A 22,391-nucleotide genomic window follows, 5' to 3' on the forward strand; every position below is an offset into this window, starting at 1 on the left:
CACATCCAGGACCTTGCGCATGAACACCACCGAAAGCCTCAAGGACTACCAGCGCGTGCGCCTGTTGGCGATCCGCTCGCTGTTCGAGATCATCGAGCAGTCCAGTGAAGGCACGGTGATCGTCGACCGCGATGCCAACATCGTCTGGATGAACGAACGTTATGCCAAGCGTTTCGGCCTGCAATCGGCCGAAAGCGCAATCGGCAAGGCCTGCGAAAGCGTGATCCCCGGCAGCCTGTTGCGCGAGGTGGTGCGCACCGGCCGACCGATCCTGCTCGACATGCAGGACACCCCCAAGGAACCACTGGTGGTCATGCGCCTGCCGATCCACGACGATGCGGGCGAGGTAATCGGTGCCATCGGCTTTGCCCTGTTCGACGAATTGCGCAGCCTGTCACCGATGCTCAAGCGCTACATGAGCATGCAGCAAGAGCTGGCTTCCACGCGCTCGCTGCTGCGGGCGCGCCAGACTCGCTACAACTTCGCCCACTTCATCGGCACCAGCGCCGCCAGCCTGGAGGTCAAGCGCCGCGCCCGGCGCAGCGCCAGCACCGACTCGCCGGTGTTACTGCTCGGTGAAACCGGCACCGGCAAGGAATTGCTGGCCCAGGCGATCCACAATGCATCGCCGCGAGCCCACAAGGCGTTTGTCAGCATCAACAGTGCCGCGATCCCCGAAACACTGCTGGAAGCCGAATTTTTCGGCACCGCCCCTGGCGCTTTCACCGGCGCCGACCGTAAAGGCCGCGCCGGCAAGTTGCAGATCGCCCAGGGCGGCACGCTCTTTCTCGATGAGATCGGCGACATGCCATTGCCGCTGCAAAGCAAGTTGCTGCGCGTACTGCAGGAAAAGGAATTCGAGCCGGTCGGCTCCAACGAGGTGATCCAGAGCGATGTACGGGTCATCGCCGCAACCTCGACCGACCTGGAAGCGGCGATCAAGCGCGGCAAGTTTCGCGCCGACCTCTACTACCGCCTCAACGTCCTGCCGATCCAGGTGCCACCCCTGCGCGACCGTCTCGACGACCTGCCCGCCCTCAGTGAAGCGATCCTTGAAGAGCTGCGCAGCCAGCACGAACTGAACAGCGAAGCGCTGGCGCTCTTAGGTCAGCACGCCTGGCCGGGGAACATTCGCGAACTGCGCAACGTGCTGGAGCGGGCGGCGTTGCTCAGTGATGATTTGCGGCTGACGGTGGCGGATATCCGTGCTGCGATCGGCACGTTCATGCCGGTTGCGCGCGTGGCGCCGTTGACCATCGAGCCGGTGGAACATGAGACGTTCAGTGCCGCGCGGGAGCGGTTTGACCGGCAATTGATTGAAACGGCCTTGGCGCAATGCGGGGGCAAGGTGATTGAAGCGGCGGCGCGATTGGGGTTGGGGCGGTCGACGCTATACAAGAAGATGGTGGCGTTGGGGATTGCCGAGTCTCAATAAAGAGACACTAATCTCCATTGGTAGATATGGCCACTTCGCGGGCAAGCCGCTCCTACAGGTCTACCGTCGCTCCTGATTAATACGATCACTGTAGGAGCGGGCTTGCCCGCGATGGGGCCGGAAAAACCGCTGAAAATCTCCAAACCGAGACAGTTCAAACCATCTCAATTCGGCACAACAGAATATTTCTTTATATTTCAATAACTTAGCCAAATGGCACGAAACTCGCTATAGCCCCTCCCCACAACGTACTACCTTAAAAAAATAACAATCCAGGAGACACACCATGAGTGTGATCATTGCCTTGGCAGCCCTCACGCTGCTGATGTTGGCTGCCTACCGTGGCTACAGCGTGATCCTTTTTGCCCCGATTGCCGCCCTCGGCGCCGTCCTGCTCACCGACCCTTCTGCCGTCGCCCCGGCCTTCACCGGGGTGTTCATGGAAAAAATGGTCGGTTTCATCAAGCTGTATTTCCCGGTGTTCCTGCTGGGCGCGGTGTTCGGCAAGCTCATCGAGTTGTCCGGCTTCTCGCGCTCGATCGTCGCGGCGGCCATTCGCCTGCTCGGTACCCGCCAGGCGATGCTGGTGATCGTGCTGGTCTGTGCCCTGCTGACCTACGGTGGCGTCTCGCTGTTCGTGGTGGTGTTCGCGGTCTATCCCTTTGCCGCGGAAATGTTCCGCCAGAGCAACATCCCCAAGCGCCTGATCCCGGCGACCATCGCTCTGGGCGCCTTTTCGTTCACCATGGACGCCCTGCCCGGCACCCCGCAGATCCAGAACATCATCCCCAGCACCTTCTTCAACACCACCGCCTGGGCCGCGCCATGGCTGGGGGTGATCGGCACGATCTTCGTGTTCTGCGCCGGCATGCTGTTTCTCCAGCGCCAGCGCAACAAGGCCCAGCGGGCCGGTGAAGGTTATGGCACGGAACTGCGCAATGAGCCGGAAACCGCCGCCGACATCCAGCTGCCCAACCCCTGGATCGCCCTGTCGCCACTGTTGGCCGTGGGCATCATGAACCTGCTGTTCACCCATTGGATTCCGCAGTGGTACGGCAAGACCCACAGCCTTTCGCTGCCAGGCATGGCCGCACCGGTGACCACCGAAATCGCCAAGCTGACGGCCATCTGGGCAGTCCAGGCGGCGCTGTTGGTGGGCATCCTCATGGTGCTGGCGTTCGGCTACAAGGCGATCAGCAGCAAGCTGGCCGAAGGCAGTAAAAGCGCGGTCAGCGGGGCCTTGCTGGCGGCGATGAACACCGCCTCGGAATACGGTTTCGGTGCGGTGATCGCCTCCCTGCCGGGCTTCCTGGTGCTGGCCGACTGGCTCAAGAGCATCCCCAACCCGTTGGTCAATGAAGCGATTACCGTCACCCTGCTGGCCGGCATCACCGGTTCCGCCTCGGGGGGCATGAGCATCGCCCTGGCGGCGATGTCCGAGCAGTTCATCAGCGCCGCCCACGCCGCGAACATCCCGCTGGAAGTGTTGCACCGGGTTGCCGCCATGGCCAGTGGCGGCATGGACACCCTGCCGCACAACGGCGCGGTGATTACCTTGCTGGCAGTGACCGGCCTGACCCACCGCGAGGCCTACAAAGACATTTTCTGTATTACGCTGATCAAGACCCTCGCGGTTTTCGTAGTGATCGGCACTTTCTACGCCACTGGCATTGTGTGAGGTATTGATGACGACTCTTTCGGGCAAGACCGCACTGGTCACCGGCTCCACCAGCGGCATTGGCTTGGGGATCGCCCTGAGCCTGGCCAAAGCCGGGGCTAACCTGATTCTCAACGGATTTGGCGATGCATCCAAAGTGATTGCCGAGGTCGAACAGTTCGGCGGCAAGGTCGGCCATCACCCGGCCGACGTCAGCGACCCGGCGCAGATCGCCGACATGATCGCCTATGCCGAGCGTGAATTCGGCGGTGTCGACATTCTGGTCAACAACGCCGGCATCCAGCATGTGGCGCCGGTGGACGAGTTCCCGGTGGAGCGCTGGGACTCGATCATTGCCATCAACCTGTCGTCGGTGTTCCACAGCACCCGGCTGAGCCTGCCGGGCATGCGCGCCAAGGGCTGGGGCCGGGTGATCAATATCGCTTCGGTGCATGGCCTGGTAGGTTCGACGGGCAAAGCCGCCTATGTCGCCGCCAAACACGGGGTGATCGGGCTGACCAAAGTGGTCGCCCTGGAAACCGCCACCAGCAACATCACCTGTAACGCGATTTGCCCGGGCTGGGTGCTGACGCCGCTGGTGCAGAAACAGATCGACGATCGCGCCGCCACCGGCATCGACCCGCAGCAGGCGCAACATGACCTGCTGGCCGAGAAGCAGCCGTCGCTGGAGTTCGTCACGCCGCCGCAATTGGGTGAACTGGTGCTGTTCCTGTGCAGCGAAGCCGGCACCCAGGTGCGTGGCGCGGCGTGGAATGTCGATGGTGGGTGGTTGGCGCAGTGATCTGACGTAGACCGCGTTATCGTTCTTCGCGAGCAGGCTCGCTCCCACAGGGGATCGCATTTCAAGTAGAAGTGAGCCTGTTTGTGTATGAATTTGAATTAGAAGAAGAGGCAAATCATGTCCGACATCCTCTGGCAACCCAGCGCCGAACGCATCGGCAAGACACGCATGGAGGCCTTTCGGCGCTTCATCAATCAACGCCACCACCTGCACATCGACGACTACCCCGCCCTGCACCAATGGTCGATCGATCAGCGACCGGACTTCTGGCAGGCGATCGTCGACTTCTTCGACATCCGCTTCCATGAGCAACCCGACGCAGTGCTGCTCGAAGGCCGGCAAATGCCCAGCGCCCAGTGGTTCCCCGGCGCGACCCTGAACTTCGCCGAACACCTGCTGAGCCGTCGCGACGATGCCTTGGCGGTGGTGGCCGTGGCTGAAAACGGTCAGCGTGAACACCTGACCTGGGCCGAGCTGGCAGAGCATGTCGCCGGCTTTCAAAATGGCTTGATCGCGGCCGGTGTCGGCCTCGGCGACCGGGTGGCGGCGTGCATGCCCAACACCTGGCAAACCCTGGTGGCCATGCTCGCCACCACCAGCCTCGGGGCCATCTGGTCCTGCTCATCGCCCGACTTCGGCACTCAAGGGGTGATCGACCGTTTCGGCCAGATCGAGCCGAAAGTGCTGGTCACCTGCGCCGGCTATCGTTACGCCGGCAGGGAGATCGACCAGACCGCCAAGGTCAACGAAATTCTCGAGCGCCTGCCGACGTTGCAACAGTTGGTCATCGTGCCTTACGCACGACCGAAAACCCACATCGAAGACTTCCGTACCCGGGCCAATGTGACGCTGTGGGACGACTTCTATGAACCAGGCGGCGAACCGGATTTCGTCCCGGTGCCCTTCGACCATCCGCTGTACATCCTCTACTCCAGCGGCACCACTGGCGTGCCCAAATGCATCATCCACCGCACCGGCGGCGTGCTGCTGCAACACGTCAAGGAACATGGCCTGCATTGCGATCTCGGCCCCGGTGACCGCTTGTTCTACTACACCACCTGCGGCTGGATGATGTGGAACTGGCTGGTCTCCGCCCTGGCGGTGGGCAGCGCCGTGGTGCTGTACGACGGCTCGCCGTTCCAGCCGGATGCCGAACGCTTGGTCGAGCTGATCGACGACGAGCGGATCACGGTGTTCGGCACCAGCCCCAAGTACCTCGCCACCCTGCAAAGCAGCGGCGTGAAGCCTGCGCAAAGCCATGACCTGGGCAGCCTCAAGACGCTGCTCTGCACCGGTTCCGCGCTGTCGCCGCAGAGCTACGACTACGTCTACCGCGATTTCAAGGCGGACCTGTGCCTGGCGTCGATGTCGGGCGGCACCGACGTCGTCTCATGCTTTGTCAATGGGAACCCTTGGCAGCCCGTGCGCCGTGGCGAAATCCAGGGCAAGAGCCTGGGCATGGCCGTGGAGGTGTGGAACGACGAGGGCCAAGCGGTGATCGGTGAAAAAGGCGAGCTGGTGTGTACCCGGCATTTCCCGGCGATGCCCATCGGCCTGTGGAACGACCCCGATGGCGAAAAACTCAAGGCTTCCTACTTCAGCCAATTTCCGGGTGTCTGGGCCCAGGGCGACTACGCCGAACAACTGCCCCATGGCGCGATGATGATCCACGGCCGTTCGGACGCCGTGCTCAATCCCGGTGGCGTGCGCATCGGCACTGCGGAAATCTACCGCCAGGTGGAGAAAGTCCCGCAAGTGCTCGACAGCGTCGCCATCGGTCAACAGTGGCAGGATGACGTACGGGTGGTGCTGTTCGTGCGCTTGCACGATGGCGTGGAGCTCGATGATGCCCTGCAGCAGCAGATCCGCCAGGTCATTCGCGCCAACACCACGCCGCGGCATGTGCCGGCGAAGATTGTCGCGGTGACCGACATCCCGCGGACCATCAGCGGCAAAGTCGTCGAGTTGGCGGTGCGCAATGTAGTGCACGGCCAAAAAGTGAAGAACACCGACGCCCTGGCCAACCCTCAAGCCCTCGAGCAATTCCGCAACCGCCCCGAACTCCAGGACTGAACGCTGCCCCCTTGTAGGAGCTGGCTTGCCAGCGAAGGGGCCCCTGAGCTTTGCAATAAGCTCATTGACGCCTTCGCTGGCAAGCGAGCTCCTACAGGGGATCGCGTTAGTCCATCAGTCGGCGTGCAACGCATCGATTTGCATGGCAAAAAACACCTGCGAAGCATTCAATGATAAAAAAATGACCTGAAGCAGGTCATCCAGCGTCTACTGCACTGCAAAGGATAGTAGACGCCGCCACACCGAATCATGTGCAGGACATCTTGATGAACGCATCACCCACCGGCAGCGATGCCCAGGCCTTGATTGCCAGACTCGACTGGGCGAGCAGCCCGCTAGGCGCTGCCGGCACCTGGCCGCAGAGCCTGCGAACCGCCGTGGACATCGTGATTCATTCGCCGATGCCGATGCTGCTGCTCTGGGGGCCGCAACTGACGCAGATCTACAACGATGGCTTTGCGCTGCTGGCCGGCAGCAAGCATCCGCACGCTTTCGGACAGCCAACCCACCTGATCTGGCCCGAATTAAAGGACTTTACCGACCCGATTTACAGCGCGGTCCTGCAAGGCCAGGTGCGAACCTACAGCGAACAGCGCTTCACCCTGCAGCGCGACGGCATCGATTCCGACTTCTGGCTTGACCTGACCTACAGCCCCATCCGCGACGAAAACGCCCAGGTCGCCGGGATCCTGGTCACCGCCATCGAAACCAATGAACGCCGGCGCATCGCCCTCGAGCTGGAACAGCGCTCCGCCGCAAGCCTCAAGGCCCAGCAAGATACCGAGGAACGCCTGCAACTGGCCCTCGCCGCCACCGACGCGGTCGGCACCTGGGACTGGGACATCAGCGAGGACCGCTTCATCGCCGACGCCCATTTCGCCCAGTTGCACGGCATCGAACCGGCCCTGTCCGGCCAACTGCCAATCAGCGAATACCTGCACGGCGTCCACCCCGAAGACCGCACCCTGATCGCCCGCAGCATCAAGCATTGCATCACCCACGGCACCGAATACGCCGAGGAATACCGCCTGCTGCAACCCGATGGTGAGTTGCGCTGGGTGTTCGCCCGCGGACGTTGCTACAAGGATCACCACGGCCGGCCGATCCGTTTCCTCGGCGCCGCCCTGGACCTGACCGATCGCAAGAACACCGAACAGGCCTTGCGCCAGAGCCAGACCGAACTGCAGTTGATCATCAACGCCATGCCGATCCTGATCAGCTACGCCGACCGCGAGGAACGCTTTCGCCTGAACAATGCCGCCTACCTGGACTGGTATGGCCTGACGCCCCAGGAGCTCTATGGCCGCACCATCCGTGAAGTGCTGGGTGACGAGGCCTATGAATTGCGCGCCGGGTACATCGCCCAAGCCCTGTCCGGCAAGGCGTGCAGCTTCAGCATCAGCACCCCGCACCGCGATGGCAGCATCCGCCAGGCGCTGATGAATTACCTGCCGCGTCACGGCGCGGATGGCGCGGTGAACGGTTTCTACATCTTCGTCATCGATGAAACCGAGCGTAAACAGACCGAAGAAGCCCTGCGCAACCTCAATGAAACCCTCGAGGAACGGGTGAGCGCCCGCACCCGCCAACTGGCCGAGGCCAATGAAAAGTTGCTCAGCGAGATGTTCGAACGCGAGCGCGCCGAAGAAGCCCTGCGCCATGCGCAGAAGATGGAAGCGGTTGGCCAGCTCACCGGCGGCATTGCCCATGACTTCAACAATATGCTCACCGGCATCATCGGCAGCCTCGACCTGATGCAACGCTACATTGCCGACGGCCGCGCCGCCGAAATCGCCCGTTTCACCGAGGCCGCGGTGTCCTCGGCCAACCGCGCCGCCGCCCTCACCCATCGGCTGCTGGCGTTCTCCAGACGGCAGTCGCTGGACCGCAAGACGCTGAACGCCAATGACCTGATCCACTCCCTGGAAGACCTGCTCAGCCGGACCAAGGGCGACCATATCGAACTCAAGCTGCAACTGACAGAAGACGTCTGGCCGGTCAGTACCGACGTCAGTCAACTGGAAAACGCCCTGCTCAACCTGGTGATCAACGCCCGGGATGCCATGCCCGATGGTGGCCAGTTGTGCATCGAAACCGCCAATGTCTATCTGGACGGCAGTGACATCACCACCCTGGAACCGGTCAAGGCCGGGGATTACCTGATGATCGCGGTCAGCGACAACGGCACCGGCATGACCCCCAAGGTATTGGCCAAGGCGTTCGACCCGTTCTTCACCACCAAACCCATCGGCCAGGGCACCGGATTGGGCCTGTCGATGATCTACGGTTTTGCCCAGCAGTCCGGTGGCCACGTGACCCTGTTCAGCATGCCGGGCCAGGGCACCAGCGTACGCCTGTACTTGCCGCGCCTGCTCGACGTCGAGCCGCAGGACGTGCTATCGCCCGTGATCGGCGAACCACCGTCGGCGATTGCCGGCGAAACGGTGGTGCTGGTGGAAGACGATCCGGCGGTGCGCATGCTGGTGTTCGACCTGCTCAAGGAGTTGGGTTATCACGCCTATGAAGCCGAGGACGCGAAGACCGCCCTGCCCTTGCTCGAGTCCGACCTGCGGGTCGATCTGTTGGTCACCGATGTCGGATTGCCCGGGATGAACGGCCGGCAACTGGCGGAGATTGCCCGTCAGCATCGGCCGGAACTGAAAGTGCTGTTCATGACCGGTTACGCGCAAATGGCCGCCGAACGCCAGGGTTTTCTCGAAGAAGGCATGGACATGGTGGCCAAACCGTTTTCCATCGATCTGTTGGCCAACAAGATTCGCACGATGATCGGTCAACCGAGATAGGGCATAATCACGCGCCCCGCTGTCAAGACCGTTGCAAGGTATCTACCCCATGAAAGCTCAAGCCCGCCATATTCTGGTGAAAACCTCGGAAGAAGCCGAGCAACTCAAGCAACGCATCGCCAAGGGCGAAGCCTTCGATGTGCTGGCCAAGAAGTACTCCACCTGCCCGTCCGGTAAACGCGGCGGCGACCTGGGCGAAGTGCGGCCGGGGCAGATGGTCGGCGCGATCGATGCGGTGATCTTCAAGAAACCGCTGCGGGTGGTGCATGGGCCGATCAAGAGCAAGTTCGGTTATCACCTGGTGCAGGTGTTTTATCGGGATTGATGGGTTGGCTTGAGGGCCCCATCGCTGGCAAGCCAGCGGCCATCCTCCCCTTACCTCGGAATCAACGCCCCCGGCACCTGAATCACCCGACTCGCCAACCGATGCCCCGCCTCGGCCGCTTCAATCGGGCTCCCACCCTTGAGCCGCGAAGCTAGGTACGCCGCACTGAACGAATCCCCCGCCGCCGTGGTATCCACCACCCGTTCGACCTTCTGCGCCGGCACTTCGAACGACTCGCCGGCACAACGAATCAGACAGTCCTCGGCACCGCGCTTGAGCACCACTTCAGGCGTGCCGATCTGCTCGTACGCGGCAAACACCGCCGCACAATCGGAGAAATGGAACAGCGCCTGCTCGTCATCGACGGTCAGCAGCGCCAGGTCGACATAGGGCAGGACCTTGCGATATGCCGCCCGCGCGTCCTCCACCGAGGCCCACAGACGCGGGCGGTAGTTGTTGTCGAAGACGATCCGCGCATCGCGCTGGCGGGCCTCGATCAGGGTTTCCAGCAGTTTTTCCCGACCTTGTACGCCCAGTACCGCGAGAGTGATGCCGCTGAAATACAACACTTCGTAATCCGGCAGCGCCGCCAGGATTGGCGCGGCGGCTGGGGTGGTGAAGCAATCGCGCACTGCCGCTTCATTGCGCCAATAGAGAAAACGCCGCTCGCCGGCGGCATCGGTCTGGATGCAATACAGCCCCGGCAAGCGGCCGGGCAGGCGCTGGACCATGCCAAGGCCGATGTTTTCGGCGGCCCAGCTCTGGCACATGGCATCGCTGAAACTGTCATCGCCCAGGGCGGTGACGTAATCCACCGAGCCACCCGCACCCAGCTCTCGGGACAGGTAGACCGCGGTGTTCAGGGTATCGCCGCCGAAACTCTGTTGCAGACTGCCGTCGGCGCGGTGTTGCAACTCGATCATGCATTCGCCGATCAGGGCGATGCGTGGGGTGTTGATGGTGCTCATTTTTGTGGGGTCTCTGGTGTTGCGATGTTGTCTGTCAGGGCCCCATCGCCAGCAGGCTGGCTCCCACAATGGATCTTCAGTGTCCACAAGACCCTTGTGGGAGCCAGCCTGCTGGCGATGGCCGCGCCGCGGTCGGAACCTTAGAAACAGGTTTGCATGTTCTCGATGACGTTCAATTGCTCATCCACCAGACACCCCGTGCGCCACTTGTCGAACGTCAGGCACGGGTGCGAAGTGCCGAACGAAATGATATCGCCCACCCGTAAATCAACCCCCGGCGCCACGGTCATGAAGGCATGCTGGTCCATCACCGCGGTGACCTTGCAGGCACTCACATCATCGCCCTTGGCCGGCACCACACCGGCCGGGTAACGCCGCAACGGCACCGGCAGACCGGCGTCGTAGGCCACGTCGCGTTTACCCAGGGCAATCACCGCAAAACCCGGCTCCGGCAACGACTGCACGTGCGCCCAGACTTCCAGCGCCGGACGCAGGCCCTCCTGCAGATCACTGCGACGATCGAGCACGCAGCATTGCGCTTCCTTATAGATGCCATGGTCGTGCGCCACATAACTGCCGGGACGCAAGACGCTGAGGAAACGCCCGCCCGCGTTCTGCGCCTCGAACTCTTCGGCAATCAGGTCATACCAGGCCGAACCGGAAGCAGTGATGATCGGCTTGGCAATCGCGAAGGCGCCGCTGTCCTGCAACTGCACCGCCAGGCGCACCAAAGAACCGGCGAATGCGCGGATGCCGCTCACCGCGTGGTCACCGTGGATCACGCCTTCATAACCTTCGATCCCGGTCAGTGCCAATGCCGGTTGCGCGGCGATTGCCTTGGCCAGGTCCAGTACTTCCTGTTCGCTGCGGCAACCGCAACGACCGCCGACCACGCCGTATTCAATCATCACGTTCAGGCGCACGCCGCGGGAAGCGAAATAGGCACCGAGGTCAGCGACGTTGTCCGGGTGATCGACCATGCAATAGAAGTCGAAGTTCGGATCCGCCAAAAGATCGGCAATCAACGCCATGTTCGGCGTGCCGACCAGTTGATTCGCCATCAGCACCCGGTGCACGCCGTGGGCATAGGCCGCACGGGTTTGCGTGGCGCTGGCCAGGGTGATGCCCCAGGCGCCGGCATCGAGTTGTCGACGAAACAGCGCCGGGGTCATGCTTGTCTTGCCGTGGGGCGCGAGTTCAGCGCCGCTGTTGCTGACAAAGTCCTGCATCCAGCGGATGTTGTGTTCCAGCGCTTCGCGATGCAGCACCAACGCTGGCAGGCTGACGTCGCGCACCAGGTTGGCGCCAGTGTGGGCAAAGCCCTTTTCCACGGCGGCAGTATTTTTCGCAGAAGACATGGTCGAACTCCTCACTTCGCGGCCGCAGGCAGCCGCTGTTATTCGTTGATGCGACGGGCCAGGCTGTTGGCGCTGTCGATCAGCACCCGGCGGTAGTCGGTGTAATGGGTTCTGGCATCGGCCCGTGGGGCAACGATGCACAAAGTGGCAATGGCCACGCCATCGGGGTCTTTGACCGGGGCGGCGAAGCAATGGGTAAAGGTGTCGGCCACGCTGTCGAAGGAAAAAAAGCCATCGATGCCGGCCTGGCGGATTTCCCTGAGGAACTGTTCCAGCGGCAAACGTTCACCGTTGGGCAGGATGAAGTCGTCATGGTCGATCAGGTCGATGATTTCCTCGTCACTCAGGTGCGCCAGCAACAGGCGCCCGGATGCGGTCCAGGGGATGGGCGCGTTCTCGCCGATGTCCGAGGAAATGCGGAAATGCCGCTCGCCTTCCTTCATCAGCGCCACGGTGTATTTGCGCCCGTTGAGCAGGCACATCTGTGCGGTTTCGTGGGTCTGGCTGACGATGTCCTGCAGGGCGTGATCGGCCTCGCGGGTCAAGTCGAAATGACGCAGGTGCGCCTGCCCAAGGAAGTACAACTGACGGCCGAGGTAGACGTGACCGTCCTTGCCGACCGGCTCCAGGATACGTCGTTCAAGCAACGAGGCCACCAGCTCGTAGACCGTGGATTTCGGACTGCCGATGCCGTTGGCGATGTCGTTCGGGCGCAGGGGCTGGCCAATCTCCTTGAGGAAATCGAGAATATCGAACGCCCGGTCCAGACCGCGTGCCCGGCGCTTGATGGTGTCTTCGCTCATGTCAGTGGTCCCCATTCAAATTCGCCGGGATATTAACGGACTGCGGTGGCGACAGTCAGGCCGCCTTCGCTGGCAAGCCAGCTCCTACAGGTATGCGCAGGACCTGTAGGAGCTGGCTTGCCAGCGAAAGCGCCCGCACCGCTACCGCAAATCTCAGGCCTTTTTCTTGTACGCGATGCAGTCGATCTCGACCTTGCAGTCGACCATCATGTTCGCCTGCACACAGGCCCGCGCCGGGGCGTGTTCGGGCTTGAAGTACTCGCCGAAGACCTTGTTGAAACTGGTGAAATCCCGCGGATCCTCCAGCCACACGCCAACACGCACCACATCTTCCAGGCCGAAACCGGCCTCTTGCAGAATCGCGATCAGGTTCTTCATGGTCTGGTGGGACTGTTCAACAATCCCGCCAGTGATGATCTCGCCGTCCACCGCCGGCACCTGCCCGGAAACGTGCAGCCAGCCATCGGCTTCAACGGCGCGGGCGAAAGGGCGAGGCTGGCCGCCAGCGGCGGTGCTGCCGGTGCCGTAACGAGTAATGCTCATGAGTGTTTCTCCTGATTGAAATTGAGAGTTTAAAACCGCGTGCTTTTGAGAAATTCAGCCAGTCGCGGCGATTGCGGGCGCTCGAACAGGTCCTTGGGCGGACCCTGCTCTTCAATGCGCCCCTGATTCATGAAGACGATCTTGTCCGAGACCTCGAAGGCGAAGCGCATTTCGTGGGTCACCAGCAGCATGGTCATGCCGTCTTCGGCCAGGCCCTTGATCACGCTGAGCACTTCGCCCACCAGTTCCGGGTCAAGCGCCGAGGTCACTTCGTCGAACAGCATCAGGCTCGGGTTCATCGCAATCGCCCGAGCTATCGCCACACGCTGTTGCTGGCCGCCGGACAGCTGGCCGGGAAAATGATCGCGGCGCTCCAGCAGGCCGACCCGCTCCAGCCATTTTTCCGCCAGGGCCACCGCTTCGTCCTTGTGCAGCTTCTTGACCTTGAGCAAACCCAGGGTGACGTTCTGCAGCGCGGTCAGGTGCGGGAACAGGTTGAATTGCTGGAACGCCATGCCGGTCATGGCGCGATGGCGGGCGATGACCTTCTCCGGGTGGCGGATGCGCTTGCCGTTGACTTCGTCATAGCCGATGGATTCGCCGTCCAGCAGGATCTGCCCGCCCTGGAATTCTTCGAGCATGTTCACGCAGCGCAGCAGCGTGGTCTTGCCCGAACCGCTGGAACCGATCAGCGTCACCACGTTGCCGCGTTGCATGCTCAGGTCGACGCCCTTGAGCACTTCGAGCTGGTCGTAACGCTTGTGCAGGCCGCGGATATCCAGCAGCGGTTGACCGTTTTGTGCGTTGGTTTGAGTCTGAGTCATGGCAAGGCCACCCGCTTTTCAATATGCCGGCCGAGTAACTCGATGCCGTAGTTGATGACGAAGAACAGGAATCCGGCGAACAGGTAGAACTCCAGGGTCATGAAGTTGCGGGCGATGATCTGTTGGGTGCTGAGCAGCAGCTCGGCCACGCCGATCACCGACAACAGCGTCGACGCCTTGACGATCTCGGTAGACGAGTTGACCCAGGTCGGCAGGATCTGCCGCATCGCCTGGGGCAACAGCACGTAGCCGAGGGCCTGGTAGAACGTCAGGCCGATGGCCTGGCTCGCTTCCATCTGCCCGCGCGGCAGAGCCTGCAACGCACCGCGCACGATTTCGGCGACGTGGGAGCCGCAAAACAGCGTCAGCCCCAGGGCACCGGCCTGGAACGCGCTGATCTGCCAGCCCAGCGCCGGCGCCATGTAGAAGCAGGCCAGCACCAGCACGAACACCGGGGTACCGCGAATCACGTCGACGTAAAAACGAAACGGCGCGCGCATCCAGAACTTGCCGTAGGTCAGCACCAGACCGGCGAACACACCGAGCAGTGTGCCAAGCAAAATCGCCAGCGCCGACACCTGCACGCTGGTCAGGAAGCCTTGCCAGAGCGGCTCGCGCGCCACCCATAACTCATGCAACCAACTGGGGGATTCGTACATCGGGGCCTCCTATCGGCGGATCGCCAGACGCTGCTCGAGGTAACGCAGCATCATGGCAATGAGGTAACAGGCCGCCACATAGAGCGCCGTGGTCACCAGCCAGGTTTCAATTACCCGGTAGCTCTCGACATTGATCTTGCGCGCGTAATAGGTCAGCTCCGGCACGGCGATCGCCGCCGCCAGCGAGGTGTCCTTGAACAGCGAAATGAAGTTGTTCGACAGCGCCGGCAGCACATTGCGCAGCATCACCGGCACGGTGACGTAGGCCTTGACCTGCCATTCGCCCAGGCCGATGGCCAGGCCGGCTTCGCGCTGGCCCTTGGGAATGCTCAGCAGGCCGCCGCGGAACACTTCGGTCAGGTAGGCCCCGGCATACAGCGACAGGGTGATGATGAACGACGGAATCTTGTCCAGGCGAATCCCCAGGCTCGGCAAGGCGAAATAGATCAACAGAATCAACACCAGGATCGGCGTGTTACGGATCACCGTGACATACACCGAAGCCAGCACCCGCAACGCGCGATGCCTGGACAACAAGGCAAACGCCATCAGCAGGCCGATCACGCAGCCGATGGCGATCGACACCAGCGCCAGTTCAAGGCCCAGGCCGAGCCCCGCCAGCAAGGTGTCGAAATCGCGCCACACGGCGGCAAAGTTCAACTGATAGTTCATGGTCGGCAATACCTTGAGCGGGGCGCGAACGCCCCGCCCTCACGGGATCATTTGAATTCGGCGGGGAAACCGATGGCAGGCGTCGGCAGGTCGACACCGAACCACTGCTTGAACGACGCCGCGTAGGTGGGGAACTCAACGCCGGTCATGGCTTCATGCAGGGTGGTGTTGACGAAGTTCAGCCAGTCCTGATCGCCGCGCTTGACCGCACAGGCATAGGTTTGCGGGCTCCAGGCATAGGCCGGGCTGCGATAGCGGCCAGCGTTCTGCACCATCAGGTATTTCACCGAAGACTGGTCGGTGGCCGCCGCGTCGGCACGGCCGGAGTTCACGGCCTGGTACATCAGGTCGACGCTGTCGTACTGATCGACCTTGGCTTTGGGCAGCGCCTGGTGCACCAATTCTTCGGCGTAGACGTTTTGCAGCACTGCCACGGTGACGCTGTCACCTGCGGCTTGCATGTCGTCGATTTCCTTGTACTTGCTGTTGGCCGGCAACAGCAGGCCAACGCCTTCGCGGTAGTACGGCAAGGTAAAGGCCACTTGCTGGGCACGGCTGGCGGTCACGGTGATGAACTGGCAGCTCATGTCGACCTTGTCGGTCAGCAGGTTGGGAATCCGCGCATCGGACGACTGCACCACGAACTCGACCTTGCTCGGATCGTTGAACAAGCCTTTGGCAACCATGCGCGCAATATCGATATCAAAGCCCTGCAACTTGCCATCCGCCCCCTGGAAATGCCAAGGCGCATTGGTGCTGCCAGTGCCCACGATCAGTTTGCCGCGGGCCAGAACACTGTCGAGCTTGCTGTCCGCCGCCTGGGCCACGCCCACGGCAGCAGCAGACGCTGCAAAAAGTAAAACACACGCTTTGAACAATGAAGGTCGGCGATGCATGGCAAGCACTCCAGGGTGATGTTTATTCCGCTATACCGGAATACGGTATGTAACAACGGAATAGACAGCAGAAAGTGTGCCACAGGTTGTGAAGGGAATGTAGGGGAGATTGAAAAGTGTTTTGAATCAGTGGGATGCAATGATGCGAGGAAAAAGCGTTACTAAAGGAGGCGGTGACGCAGCGCTACCGTTGGCTACGGGTGGCGGGTATCTGGTTCCCGTAGGGCGCGAATGTGTTTCCCTGTGTGAGCGAGCCTGCTCGCGATGGACGTCAACGATAACGCGGGCTGTCTGAATGCCCGCGTTGTCCGGGCGTTTTTCGCGAGCAGGCTCGCTCCTGCAGGTGCAACGCAGGTTACGGAAAAATCACCCGCCGAGGCGCGCCAGAAACACCCGCTTCACCCTCCGCTCTTCAACCGACATGACGGTCATACGCCAGCCTTCCCACTCGTGGCTGTCACCGATCATCGGCAGCCGATCCAGCAGGCTCACCACCATACCGGCCAGGGTCTGATAGTCGTCGGTCGGTTGTGCCGCGAACCCGGTCCGCTGATGCACCCGCGCCAGGTTCAATGCGCCGCTGACCACGAACCCGCCCATTTCCTCGACCACGTCCGGGCCTTCGATTTCGCTGGCGTCGGGCAACTCGCCCGCAATCGACTCGAGAATGTCGGTCATGGTCAAAACGCCAACGAAATCACCGAATTCGTTGACCACAAAGGCGATATGGGTCGACGCCTTGCGCATCTGCTCCAGGGCATTGAGTATCGAATAGCTGTCCAGCAGGTTGATGGTCTGACGCGCCAGGTGGGCAAGATCGGGCTGGTTGCCGGCCAGGAATTCCTTCAGCAGCTCCTTCTTGTGTACGAAGCCCAGCGGCTCATCCACCGCGCCGTCGCGAATCAGCGGCAGTCGCGAGTACGACGAATGCATCAGCCTTGTACGAATCGCCTCGGCGTCGTCAGCCAAGTCGATGTGATCGACGTCGGCGCGTACGGTCATCAAGCTGCGGATCGGCCGCTCGGCCAGTTGCAAGACACCACTGATCATCACCCGCTCACGACGATCGAACAGCTGTTCGCCCGGCGCCTCACCGTTATCCAGCATGTCGGCAATGTCTTCACCGACCTCTTCCACCGCCAGCTTGCGCCCGCCAAGCAAGCGCATCACCGCATGGGCGGTACGCTCACGCATCGGTCGCAGGCCCTGCATCGAGCGCTTGCGCCGTGCCCGGGCGATCTGGTTGAACACTTCGATCAGGATCGAGAACCCGATGGCCGCGTACAGGTACCCTTTGGGGATGTGGAAGCCCAGGCCTTCGGCGGTCAGCGCAAAGCCGATCATCATCAAAAAGCCCAGGCACAGCATGATTACTGTGGGGTGAGCATTGACGAAGCGGGTCAACGGCTTGCTGGCGACGATCATCAGGCCGATGGAAATGATCACGGCGATCATCATCACCGCGAGCTCGTCGACCATGCCCACCGCAGTAATCACCGCATCGAGGGAGAACACCGCATCGAGCACCACGATTTGCGCCACGATCGGCCAGAACATGGCGTAAGCCGCATTGGACGTGCGCTCGCCGACATTACCTTCGAGCCGTTCATGCAGCTCCATGGTCGCCTTGAACAACAGGAACACACCGCCAAACAGCATGATCAGGTCGCGACCCGAGAAGCTCTTGTCGAACACTTCGAACAGCGGCTGGGTCAGGGTCACCAGCCAGGAAATACTCGCCAACAGGCCCAGGCGCATCAACAACGCCAGGGACAGACCGATGATTCGCGCGCGGTCGCGCTGTTCGGGCGGCAATTTGTCCGCCAGGATCGCGATGAACACCAGGTTGTCGATGCCCAGCACCAACTCCAGCACAATCAACGTCAACAAGCCCAGCCATGCCGTGGGGTCAGCTAACCATTCCATTTAAACGTCTCGATCTCTTCAGTGAATTCAGAATGCCGGGCAAGGCAAGGCACGGCGCAGAGGCCGGGGAAGTGCAATGGCAGGGAGATCGGGACGCCAGAAGACCGGATGTTTCGCGTGCATCAAGACCGCGCGTTGGCGCGAGGGGAAAGGATAACTGGGGGGCTCCGTGAGGGCGTTCATGCAAGTCCTGAAAAGGAAAAAAGGACTTGAATCGTACAGGCGATGCCGACAATTCCTACAGCTGGAAATCATTTCAAAATCTGTAGCATCGTTGCAGTTGCAGTGTTCTCGCGATGTTTTTAACTATTCTTGACTCGCTCGATGTACCGCACCACCGCCGGGGACTTCTCGAACCGCCGATGAATCAACGCCAGCCACGACGATGCATTGCAGTCGTTGATCTGGCGATACACCACGTTCGGCAAACTGACGTGGCCAACCACCGACTCCGGCACCACCGCCACGCCCTGCGCCAGGGAAACCAAGGCAATCACCGCCACCAGCCCACCGGGCTGCGCACCGAGTTTCGGTACGAAATGACCTTGGGAAGCGATTTGCAATGTACCCACGACCTGTTCCGGGAGAATGAAGTTTTCATTCTGTAAATGCGCCGAATTGATCAACGGCAAGCGATTGAGCCACGAGTTGACCGGCAACGCCAATACAAAGCCTTCGTCGCTCAACCGCACAGCCTCGATGCCCTCGGGCAGGGCCAGCGGACAACGGATATAGCCCAGGTCGAAGCGACCTTCCAGGATCATGTTCGGCAGGCTGGCCATGGGGCTTTCCCGCACGTTGAGGCTGACATCCGGGTACTCGGCGGCAAATCCCTGCACCTGTTTTTGCAGCAGCCCCGAATACACCGCCGAGGCCACGTAACCCAGTTCGATATGACCAATGTCTCCGCGCCCGGCGCGCTGGGCGTTTTGTTGGGCGTATTCAAATTGCCGCACCGTTGCCTCGGCTTCGATCAACAGTGCGGCGCCGGCTTCGGTCAAGCTGACTTCACGCGTCTGGCGCACGAACAGGCGCGTGCCGAGTTCGTTTTCCATGTCCTGGATCTGCCGAGTCAAGGTCGGCGGTGCGATGCCAAGTTGTTCCGCGGCGCGAGTGAAGTTGCCTTGCCGGGCAACAGCGAGAAAATAGCGGAAATGACGGATGTCCATCGGTGCGTTAGCTCAAAGGTAATGAAGTGACAGTACGCGCCTAACAAAGGGGGCGTCAGCCAGCGATAAGCTGCACCCAACCTCACAGTAGAGAACCCTGGCCATGTCCGTCAAACCCAAGGTGAGCCCGCGCCTGACCCTGCTCACCGCCTCCGCGGTGTGCTCGCTGATCGTGCTCGACACCAACATCGTCGCTGTTACCTTGCCCAGCATCGCCCGGGACCTGGGGGCGAATTTCGCCGACATCGAATGGGTGGTCAGCGCCTACATGCTGGCCTTCGCCGCGCTGTTGCTGCCCGCTGGCAGTCTGGCCGATCGCTTTGGCCGGCAGAAAATGCTGATGTGGGGGCTGGGCATTTTCATCCTCGCGTCGATTGGCTGCGCAGCGGCACCGAATGCACTGTTTCTCGACATTGCCCGCGCCATCAAGGGCGTTGGCGCGGCATTGCTGTTGACCTCGGCGCTCGCCTCCATCGGCCACACCTTTCACGATGAAGTCGAACGGGCCAAGGCCTGGGCATTCTGGGGCGGGTGCATGGGCGTGGCGATGACTGCCGCGCCGACCCTGGGCGGCTTGATCACCGAATACATCGGCTGGCGCTGGATTTTTTACCTCAACCTGCCAGTGGGACTGCTGCTGATGGTCATGGTATGGCGCGCGGTGCCGGAATCGCGCGATGCCCAGGCCGCCCGCCTTGATCCGTGGGGCAGCCTGGCTTTCAGCGCCAGCCTGTTGTGCCTGATCTGGGGCTTGATCGAAGCCAACCGGATCGGCTGGAACACCCCCCAGACCTACGCCCGCTTGGTGGGCGGCGCCCTGTTGCTGGGGTTTTTCGTAGTGATCGAACGCCTGCAACAGCGGCCGATGATCGACCTGCAACTGTTCCGTCACCCGCGTTTCATCGGCGCGTTGCTTGGCATGTTTTCCTACGCCGCGTGCGCCCAGGTGATGATGACCATGCTGCCGTTCTACTTGCAGAACGGCTTGGGTTTCAGCGCCATTTCCGCGGGGCTGGGCATGCTGCCATTTGCGGTGACCATGCTGATTTTTCCGCGCATCGGTGCACGCCTGGCGGGCCGCGTGACGCCGGCAAACATGATGGCCATCGGGCTGACCCTGGTCGGCAGCGGTAACTTGCTCAGCGCGTGGGCGGTCAATAGCGGCGGTTACCTGCCCTTCGCCCTGGCGATTGCCGTGACCGGTGCCGGGGCCGGATTGCTCAATGGCGATACACAGAAAAACATCATGGCCTACGTGCCTCGGGAGCGCACCGGCATGGCGTCGGGCATGAGTACGACGATGCGCTTCAGTGCGGTGATGCTGGCCATCGGCGTGTATGGCGCGTTGCTTTCGGGGCACAGCGAACGGCTGCTGCACGACGGCCTGGTGGCACAGGGCGGGCAATGGCTCGAACTCACCCAAGGCGTCGCCTCGCGGGTGGTGGCGGGCGACATGTCGGCGGCGCTGAGTTTGTTGCCAGAAGCCGCGCGGCCGATGGTCGAGCCGCTGGCGCGACAGGCGTTCGTGGGTGGTTTCAGCCTGTTGCTTTGGGTTGCAGGGCTCGCGGGATTGGTGGGGGCGCTGGTGGTGGGCACGCTGATGCGCAATCCGATTCCGGCGCCCCGCACAGCACTGGTGCTTGAATGACGCGTACCTGGCGATTTCATCTTTGAATGTGCGGCCCTCATCGCCAGCAGGCTGGCTCCCACAGGGGATATTCGGCGCCCATGAAATCTGCGTCTCACCCGAATCTCTGTGGGAGCCAGCTTGCTGGCGATTTGGCCAGCACAGGCAACATAGAACTCAACCAGGAAACAGCTCGTCGATATGCCGATATTCGGATTGCAACTGCGCCGCCAATAATTTGCTGCGTTCGAGACGAATCGGCCCGCGCTCGATGTCGATCACCAGCCCAGGACAATCGAGCGCGGACAACGACGGCCATTCTTTCAACCGGCCATCGGTCACCACCAGTAACCTTTGCTGCTCCGCCGGAAAACGCTTTTGCCGCACGGCCAGCCAGCGCCCCGCTTCACCCAGCGCCGCCAGCAACGGCGTACCACCACCGGCGCCCAAGCCATCGAGCCATTGGCGCAAACCCGTCGACGCTTTCAGCCCCTGCACCTGCCACTTCGGCAGCGCACCGCTGGCCGTCAGCAAGGCCAGGCGCGCACGCTGGCGGTAGGCGTCGTCGAACAACTGTGCCAGTAACCCCTTGGCATCACTCAAGGCTTGATGACGCCGGGTGGACGCCGACGCATCGACAATCACCAGCCACAGTTCATGGGGCGAGCGCGTGCGTTGCTGGAACAACAGGTCCTGGCGCTGACGCGGCCGGCCGTTGAGCAGCGTGCCTGGCCAATTGATCGAGCCGCCATGGGTCGCGTGACGTTTACCCTGCTTGCCGTGATCCAGTCGTCCGGCACGAGGTCTGGCATTCGCCCCCGCATCAGATCGAGGGCGAATGCCTAGGGCTTTTTTGGCCAGGTCGGCACTTCACGTCGCGCACCCACCGGCAGCGCCTGAGCGGGCATTTCGCCCCACTGGCCCTGTCCTTCGCCGGGATTGGAATTCTGGGTGGACTGAGCCTGGTTCTGTTGGGGTGCAGGTGGAGCCTGTTCTCGACGACGATGGCGCAGGGCAAACTCGGCGACCGCGTCGATATCATCGATGCCAATCGATGTAGCCCCGCGCCACGCCGCATGCGCTCGCGCCGCGCGCAACCAGACCAGATCGGCGCGCAGGCCATCGACACCGGCGGCAAAGCAGCGCTCGGTAATCTGCGCCAACGCTGCATCGTCGAGGGGAATGCTCGCCAATGTGCTGCGCGCTGTTTCGCAGCGCTCACGCAACGTCTGCTGCTGGCTCTCCCATTCGGCGCAGAATCGTTGCGGATCACTGTCGAAATCCAGGCGCCGACGGATGATTTGCCCGCGTTCGGTCGGGGCCGTGTGGCCACTCAGGGCGACGTTCAAGCCAAAGCGATCGAGCAGTTGTGGACGTAGCTCGCCCTCTTCCGGGTTCATGGTGCCGATCAGCACGAACTTCGCCGAATGCCGATGGGAAATACCGTCGCGCTCAACCACATTGATGCCGCTGGCGGCCACGTCGAGCAGCAGGTCAACCAGATGATCGGGCAGCAGATTGACCTCGTCGACATACAACACGCCGCCGTCAGCCTTGGCCAGCACACCGGGGGAAAATTGCGCGCGCCCCTCACTCAGGGCCGCGTCGAGGTCGAGGGTGCCGACCAGGCGTTCTTCGGTTGCACCCAAGGGCAAGGTGACGAACTGGCCGCTGGCCAACAGGTCCGCCAGGCCGCGGGCGAGGGTCGACTTGGCCATGCCGCGCGGGCCTTCGATCAATACGCCGCCGATCTTCGGGTCGATGGCGGTCAGGTACAACGCGAGTTTCAGATCGTCGGCGCCGACCACGGCGGAAAGCGGGAAATGGGGGGTGTCGGTCATTGTTCAATC

General features: G+C 61.9%; 19 protein-coding genes. 7 read left to right on the top strand and 12 right to left on the bottom strand.

Annotated features, from left to right (window positions below):
- Positions 1–19: 19 nt before the first annotated feature.
- From ACYP2Q_RS16820 to ACYP2Q_RS16845, 6 genes are all read left to right on the top strand, one after another.
- Positions 20–1,435, top strand: coding sequence for a sigma-54 interaction domain-containing protein (locus tag ACYP2Q_RS16820; protein WP_459731494.1), 1,416 nt, complete (start codon positions 20–22; stop codon positions 1,433–1,435).
- A 286-nt stretch (positions 1,436–1,721) separates the two neighbouring features.
- On the top strand, positions 1,722–3,113 hold the full coding sequence (locus ACYP2Q_RS16825) for a GntP family permease (protein WP_459731495.1): 1,392 nt from the start codon (positions 1,722–1,724) through the stop codon (positions 3,111–3,113).
- 7 nt (positions 3,114–3,120) lie between these two features.
- On the top strand, positions 3,121–3,894 hold the full coding sequence (gene hbdH / locus ACYP2Q_RS16830; RefSeq protein WP_459731496.1) for a 3-hydroxybutyrate dehydrogenase: 774 nt from the start codon (positions 3,121–3,123) through the stop codon (positions 3,892–3,894).
- A gap of 117 nt (positions 3,895–4,011) precedes the next feature.
- A complete protein-coding gene (locus tag ACYP2Q_RS16835; RefSeq protein WP_459731497.1) occupies positions 4,012–5,967 on the top strand; it encodes an acetoacetate--CoA ligase in 1,956 nt (651 codons plus the stop codon).
- A gap of 266 nt (positions 5,968–6,233) precedes the next feature.
- Entirely contained in the window at positions 6,234–8,771 is a 2,538-nt protein-coding gene (locus ACYP2Q_RS16840; protein WP_459731498.1) for a PAS domain-containing hybrid sensor histidine kinase/response regulator, read from the top strand.
- A 49-nt stretch (positions 8,772–8,820) separates the two neighbouring features.
- Entirely contained in the window at positions 8,821–9,096 is a 276-nt protein-coding gene (locus tag ACYP2Q_RS16845) for a peptidylprolyl isomerase (protein ID WP_007933743.1), read from the top strand.
- Positions 9,097–9,146: 50 nt separating this feature from the next.
- Here the strand turns inward: ACYP2Q_RS16845 and ACYP2Q_RS16850 are convergent, their stop codons facing one another.
- The 10 genes from ACYP2Q_RS16850 to ACYP2Q_RS16895 all read right to left on the bottom strand — a co-directional run bounded on the left by ACYP2Q_RS16850 (position 9,147) and on the right by ACYP2Q_RS16895 (position 18,914).
- On the bottom strand, positions 9,147–10,064 hold the full coding sequence (locus ACYP2Q_RS16850) for a sugar kinase (RefSeq protein ID WP_459731499.1): 918 nt from the start codon (positions 10,062–10,064) through the stop codon (positions 9,147–9,149).
- A 140-nt stretch (positions 10,065–10,204) separates the two neighbouring features.
- Positions 10,205–11,422 (bottom strand): amino acid deaminase, encoded by a 1,218-nt coding sequence (locus tag ACYP2Q_RS16855; protein WP_459731500.1) that lies wholly within the window; start codon positions 11,420–11,422, stop codon positions 10,205–10,207.
- 38 nt (positions 11,423–11,460) lie between these two features.
- Complete coding sequence (locus ACYP2Q_RS16860) at positions 11,461–12,225, bottom strand: IclR family transcriptional regulator (RefSeq protein WP_459731501.1); 765 nt, start codon at positions 12,223–12,225, stop codon at positions 11,461–11,463.
- Between the two features lie 153 nt (positions 12,226–12,378).
- Positions 12,379–12,768, bottom strand: coding sequence for a RidA family protein (locus ACYP2Q_RS16865; RefSeq protein ID WP_459731502.1), 390 nt, complete (start codon positions 12,766–12,768; stop codon positions 12,379–12,381).
- Positions 12,769–12,797: 29 nt separating this feature from the next.
- Entirely contained in the window at positions 12,798–13,592 is a 795-nt protein-coding gene (locus tag ACYP2Q_RS16870) for an amino acid ABC transporter ATP-binding protein (protein WP_459731503.1), read from the bottom strand.
- Positions 13,589–14,251, bottom strand: a complete 663-nt coding sequence (locus ACYP2Q_RS16875) for an amino acid ABC transporter permease (RefSeq protein ID WP_274075952.1) — start codon at positions 14,249–14,251, stop codon at positions 13,589–13,591. The genes ACYP2Q_RS16870 and ACYP2Q_RS16875 overlap by 4 nt, the downstream gene beginning before the upstream one ends.
- 9 nt (positions 14,252–14,260) lie before the next feature.
- On the bottom strand, positions 14,261–14,923 hold the full coding sequence (locus tag ACYP2Q_RS16880) for an amino acid ABC transporter permease (RefSeq protein ID WP_459731504.1): 663 nt from the start codon (positions 14,921–14,923) through the stop codon (positions 14,261–14,263).
- 47 nt (positions 14,924–14,970) lie between these two features.
- Complete coding sequence (locus ACYP2Q_RS16885) at positions 14,971–15,819, bottom strand: transporter substrate-binding domain-containing protein (protein WP_459731506.1); 849 nt, start codon at positions 15,817–15,819, stop codon at positions 14,971–14,973.
- 366 nt (positions 15,820–16,185) lie between these two features.
- Positions 16,186–17,745: a TerC family protein gene (locus ACYP2Q_RS16890; RefSeq protein WP_459731507.1), complete on the bottom strand. Its 1,560-nt coding sequence runs from the start codon at positions 17,743–17,745 to the stop codon at positions 16,186–16,188.
- Between the two features lie 302 nt (positions 17,746–18,047).
- Positions 18,048–18,914, bottom strand: a complete 867-nt coding sequence (locus tag ACYP2Q_RS16895) for a LysR family transcriptional regulator (protein ID WP_459731508.1) — start codon at positions 18,912–18,914, stop codon at positions 18,048–18,050.
- A 103-nt stretch (positions 18,915–19,017) separates the two neighbouring features.
- On the opposite strand from ACYP2Q_RS16895, the gene ACYP2Q_RS16900 reads away from it, so the two are divergent.
- The gene (locus ACYP2Q_RS16900; RefSeq protein ID WP_459731510.1) at positions 19,018–20,562 is read left to right on the top strand and encodes an MFS transporter; all 1,545 of its coding nucleotides are present in this window, start codon (positions 19,018–19,020) and stop codon (positions 20,560–20,562) included.
- A gap of 156 nt (positions 20,563–20,718) precedes the next feature.
- Here the strand turns inward: ACYP2Q_RS16900 and ACYP2Q_RS16905 are convergent, their stop codons facing one another.
- Positions 20,719–21,264, bottom strand: a complete 546-nt coding sequence (locus tag ACYP2Q_RS16905; RefSeq protein WP_459731789.1) for a vWA domain-containing protein — start codon at positions 21,262–21,264, stop codon at positions 20,719–20,721.
- Positions 21,265–21,383: 119 nt separating this feature from the next.
- Positions 21,384–22,382 carry an ATP-binding protein gene (locus ACYP2Q_RS16910; protein WP_459731512.1) on the bottom strand — a complete coding sequence of 333 codons (999 nt, stop codon included), beginning with the start codon at positions 22,380–22,382 and terminating at the stop codon, positions 21,384–21,386.
- Between the last annotated feature and the right edge of the window lie 9 nt (positions 22,383–22,391).

The sequence above is a fragment of the Pseudomonas sp. MHK4 genome (assembly GCF_054600775.1).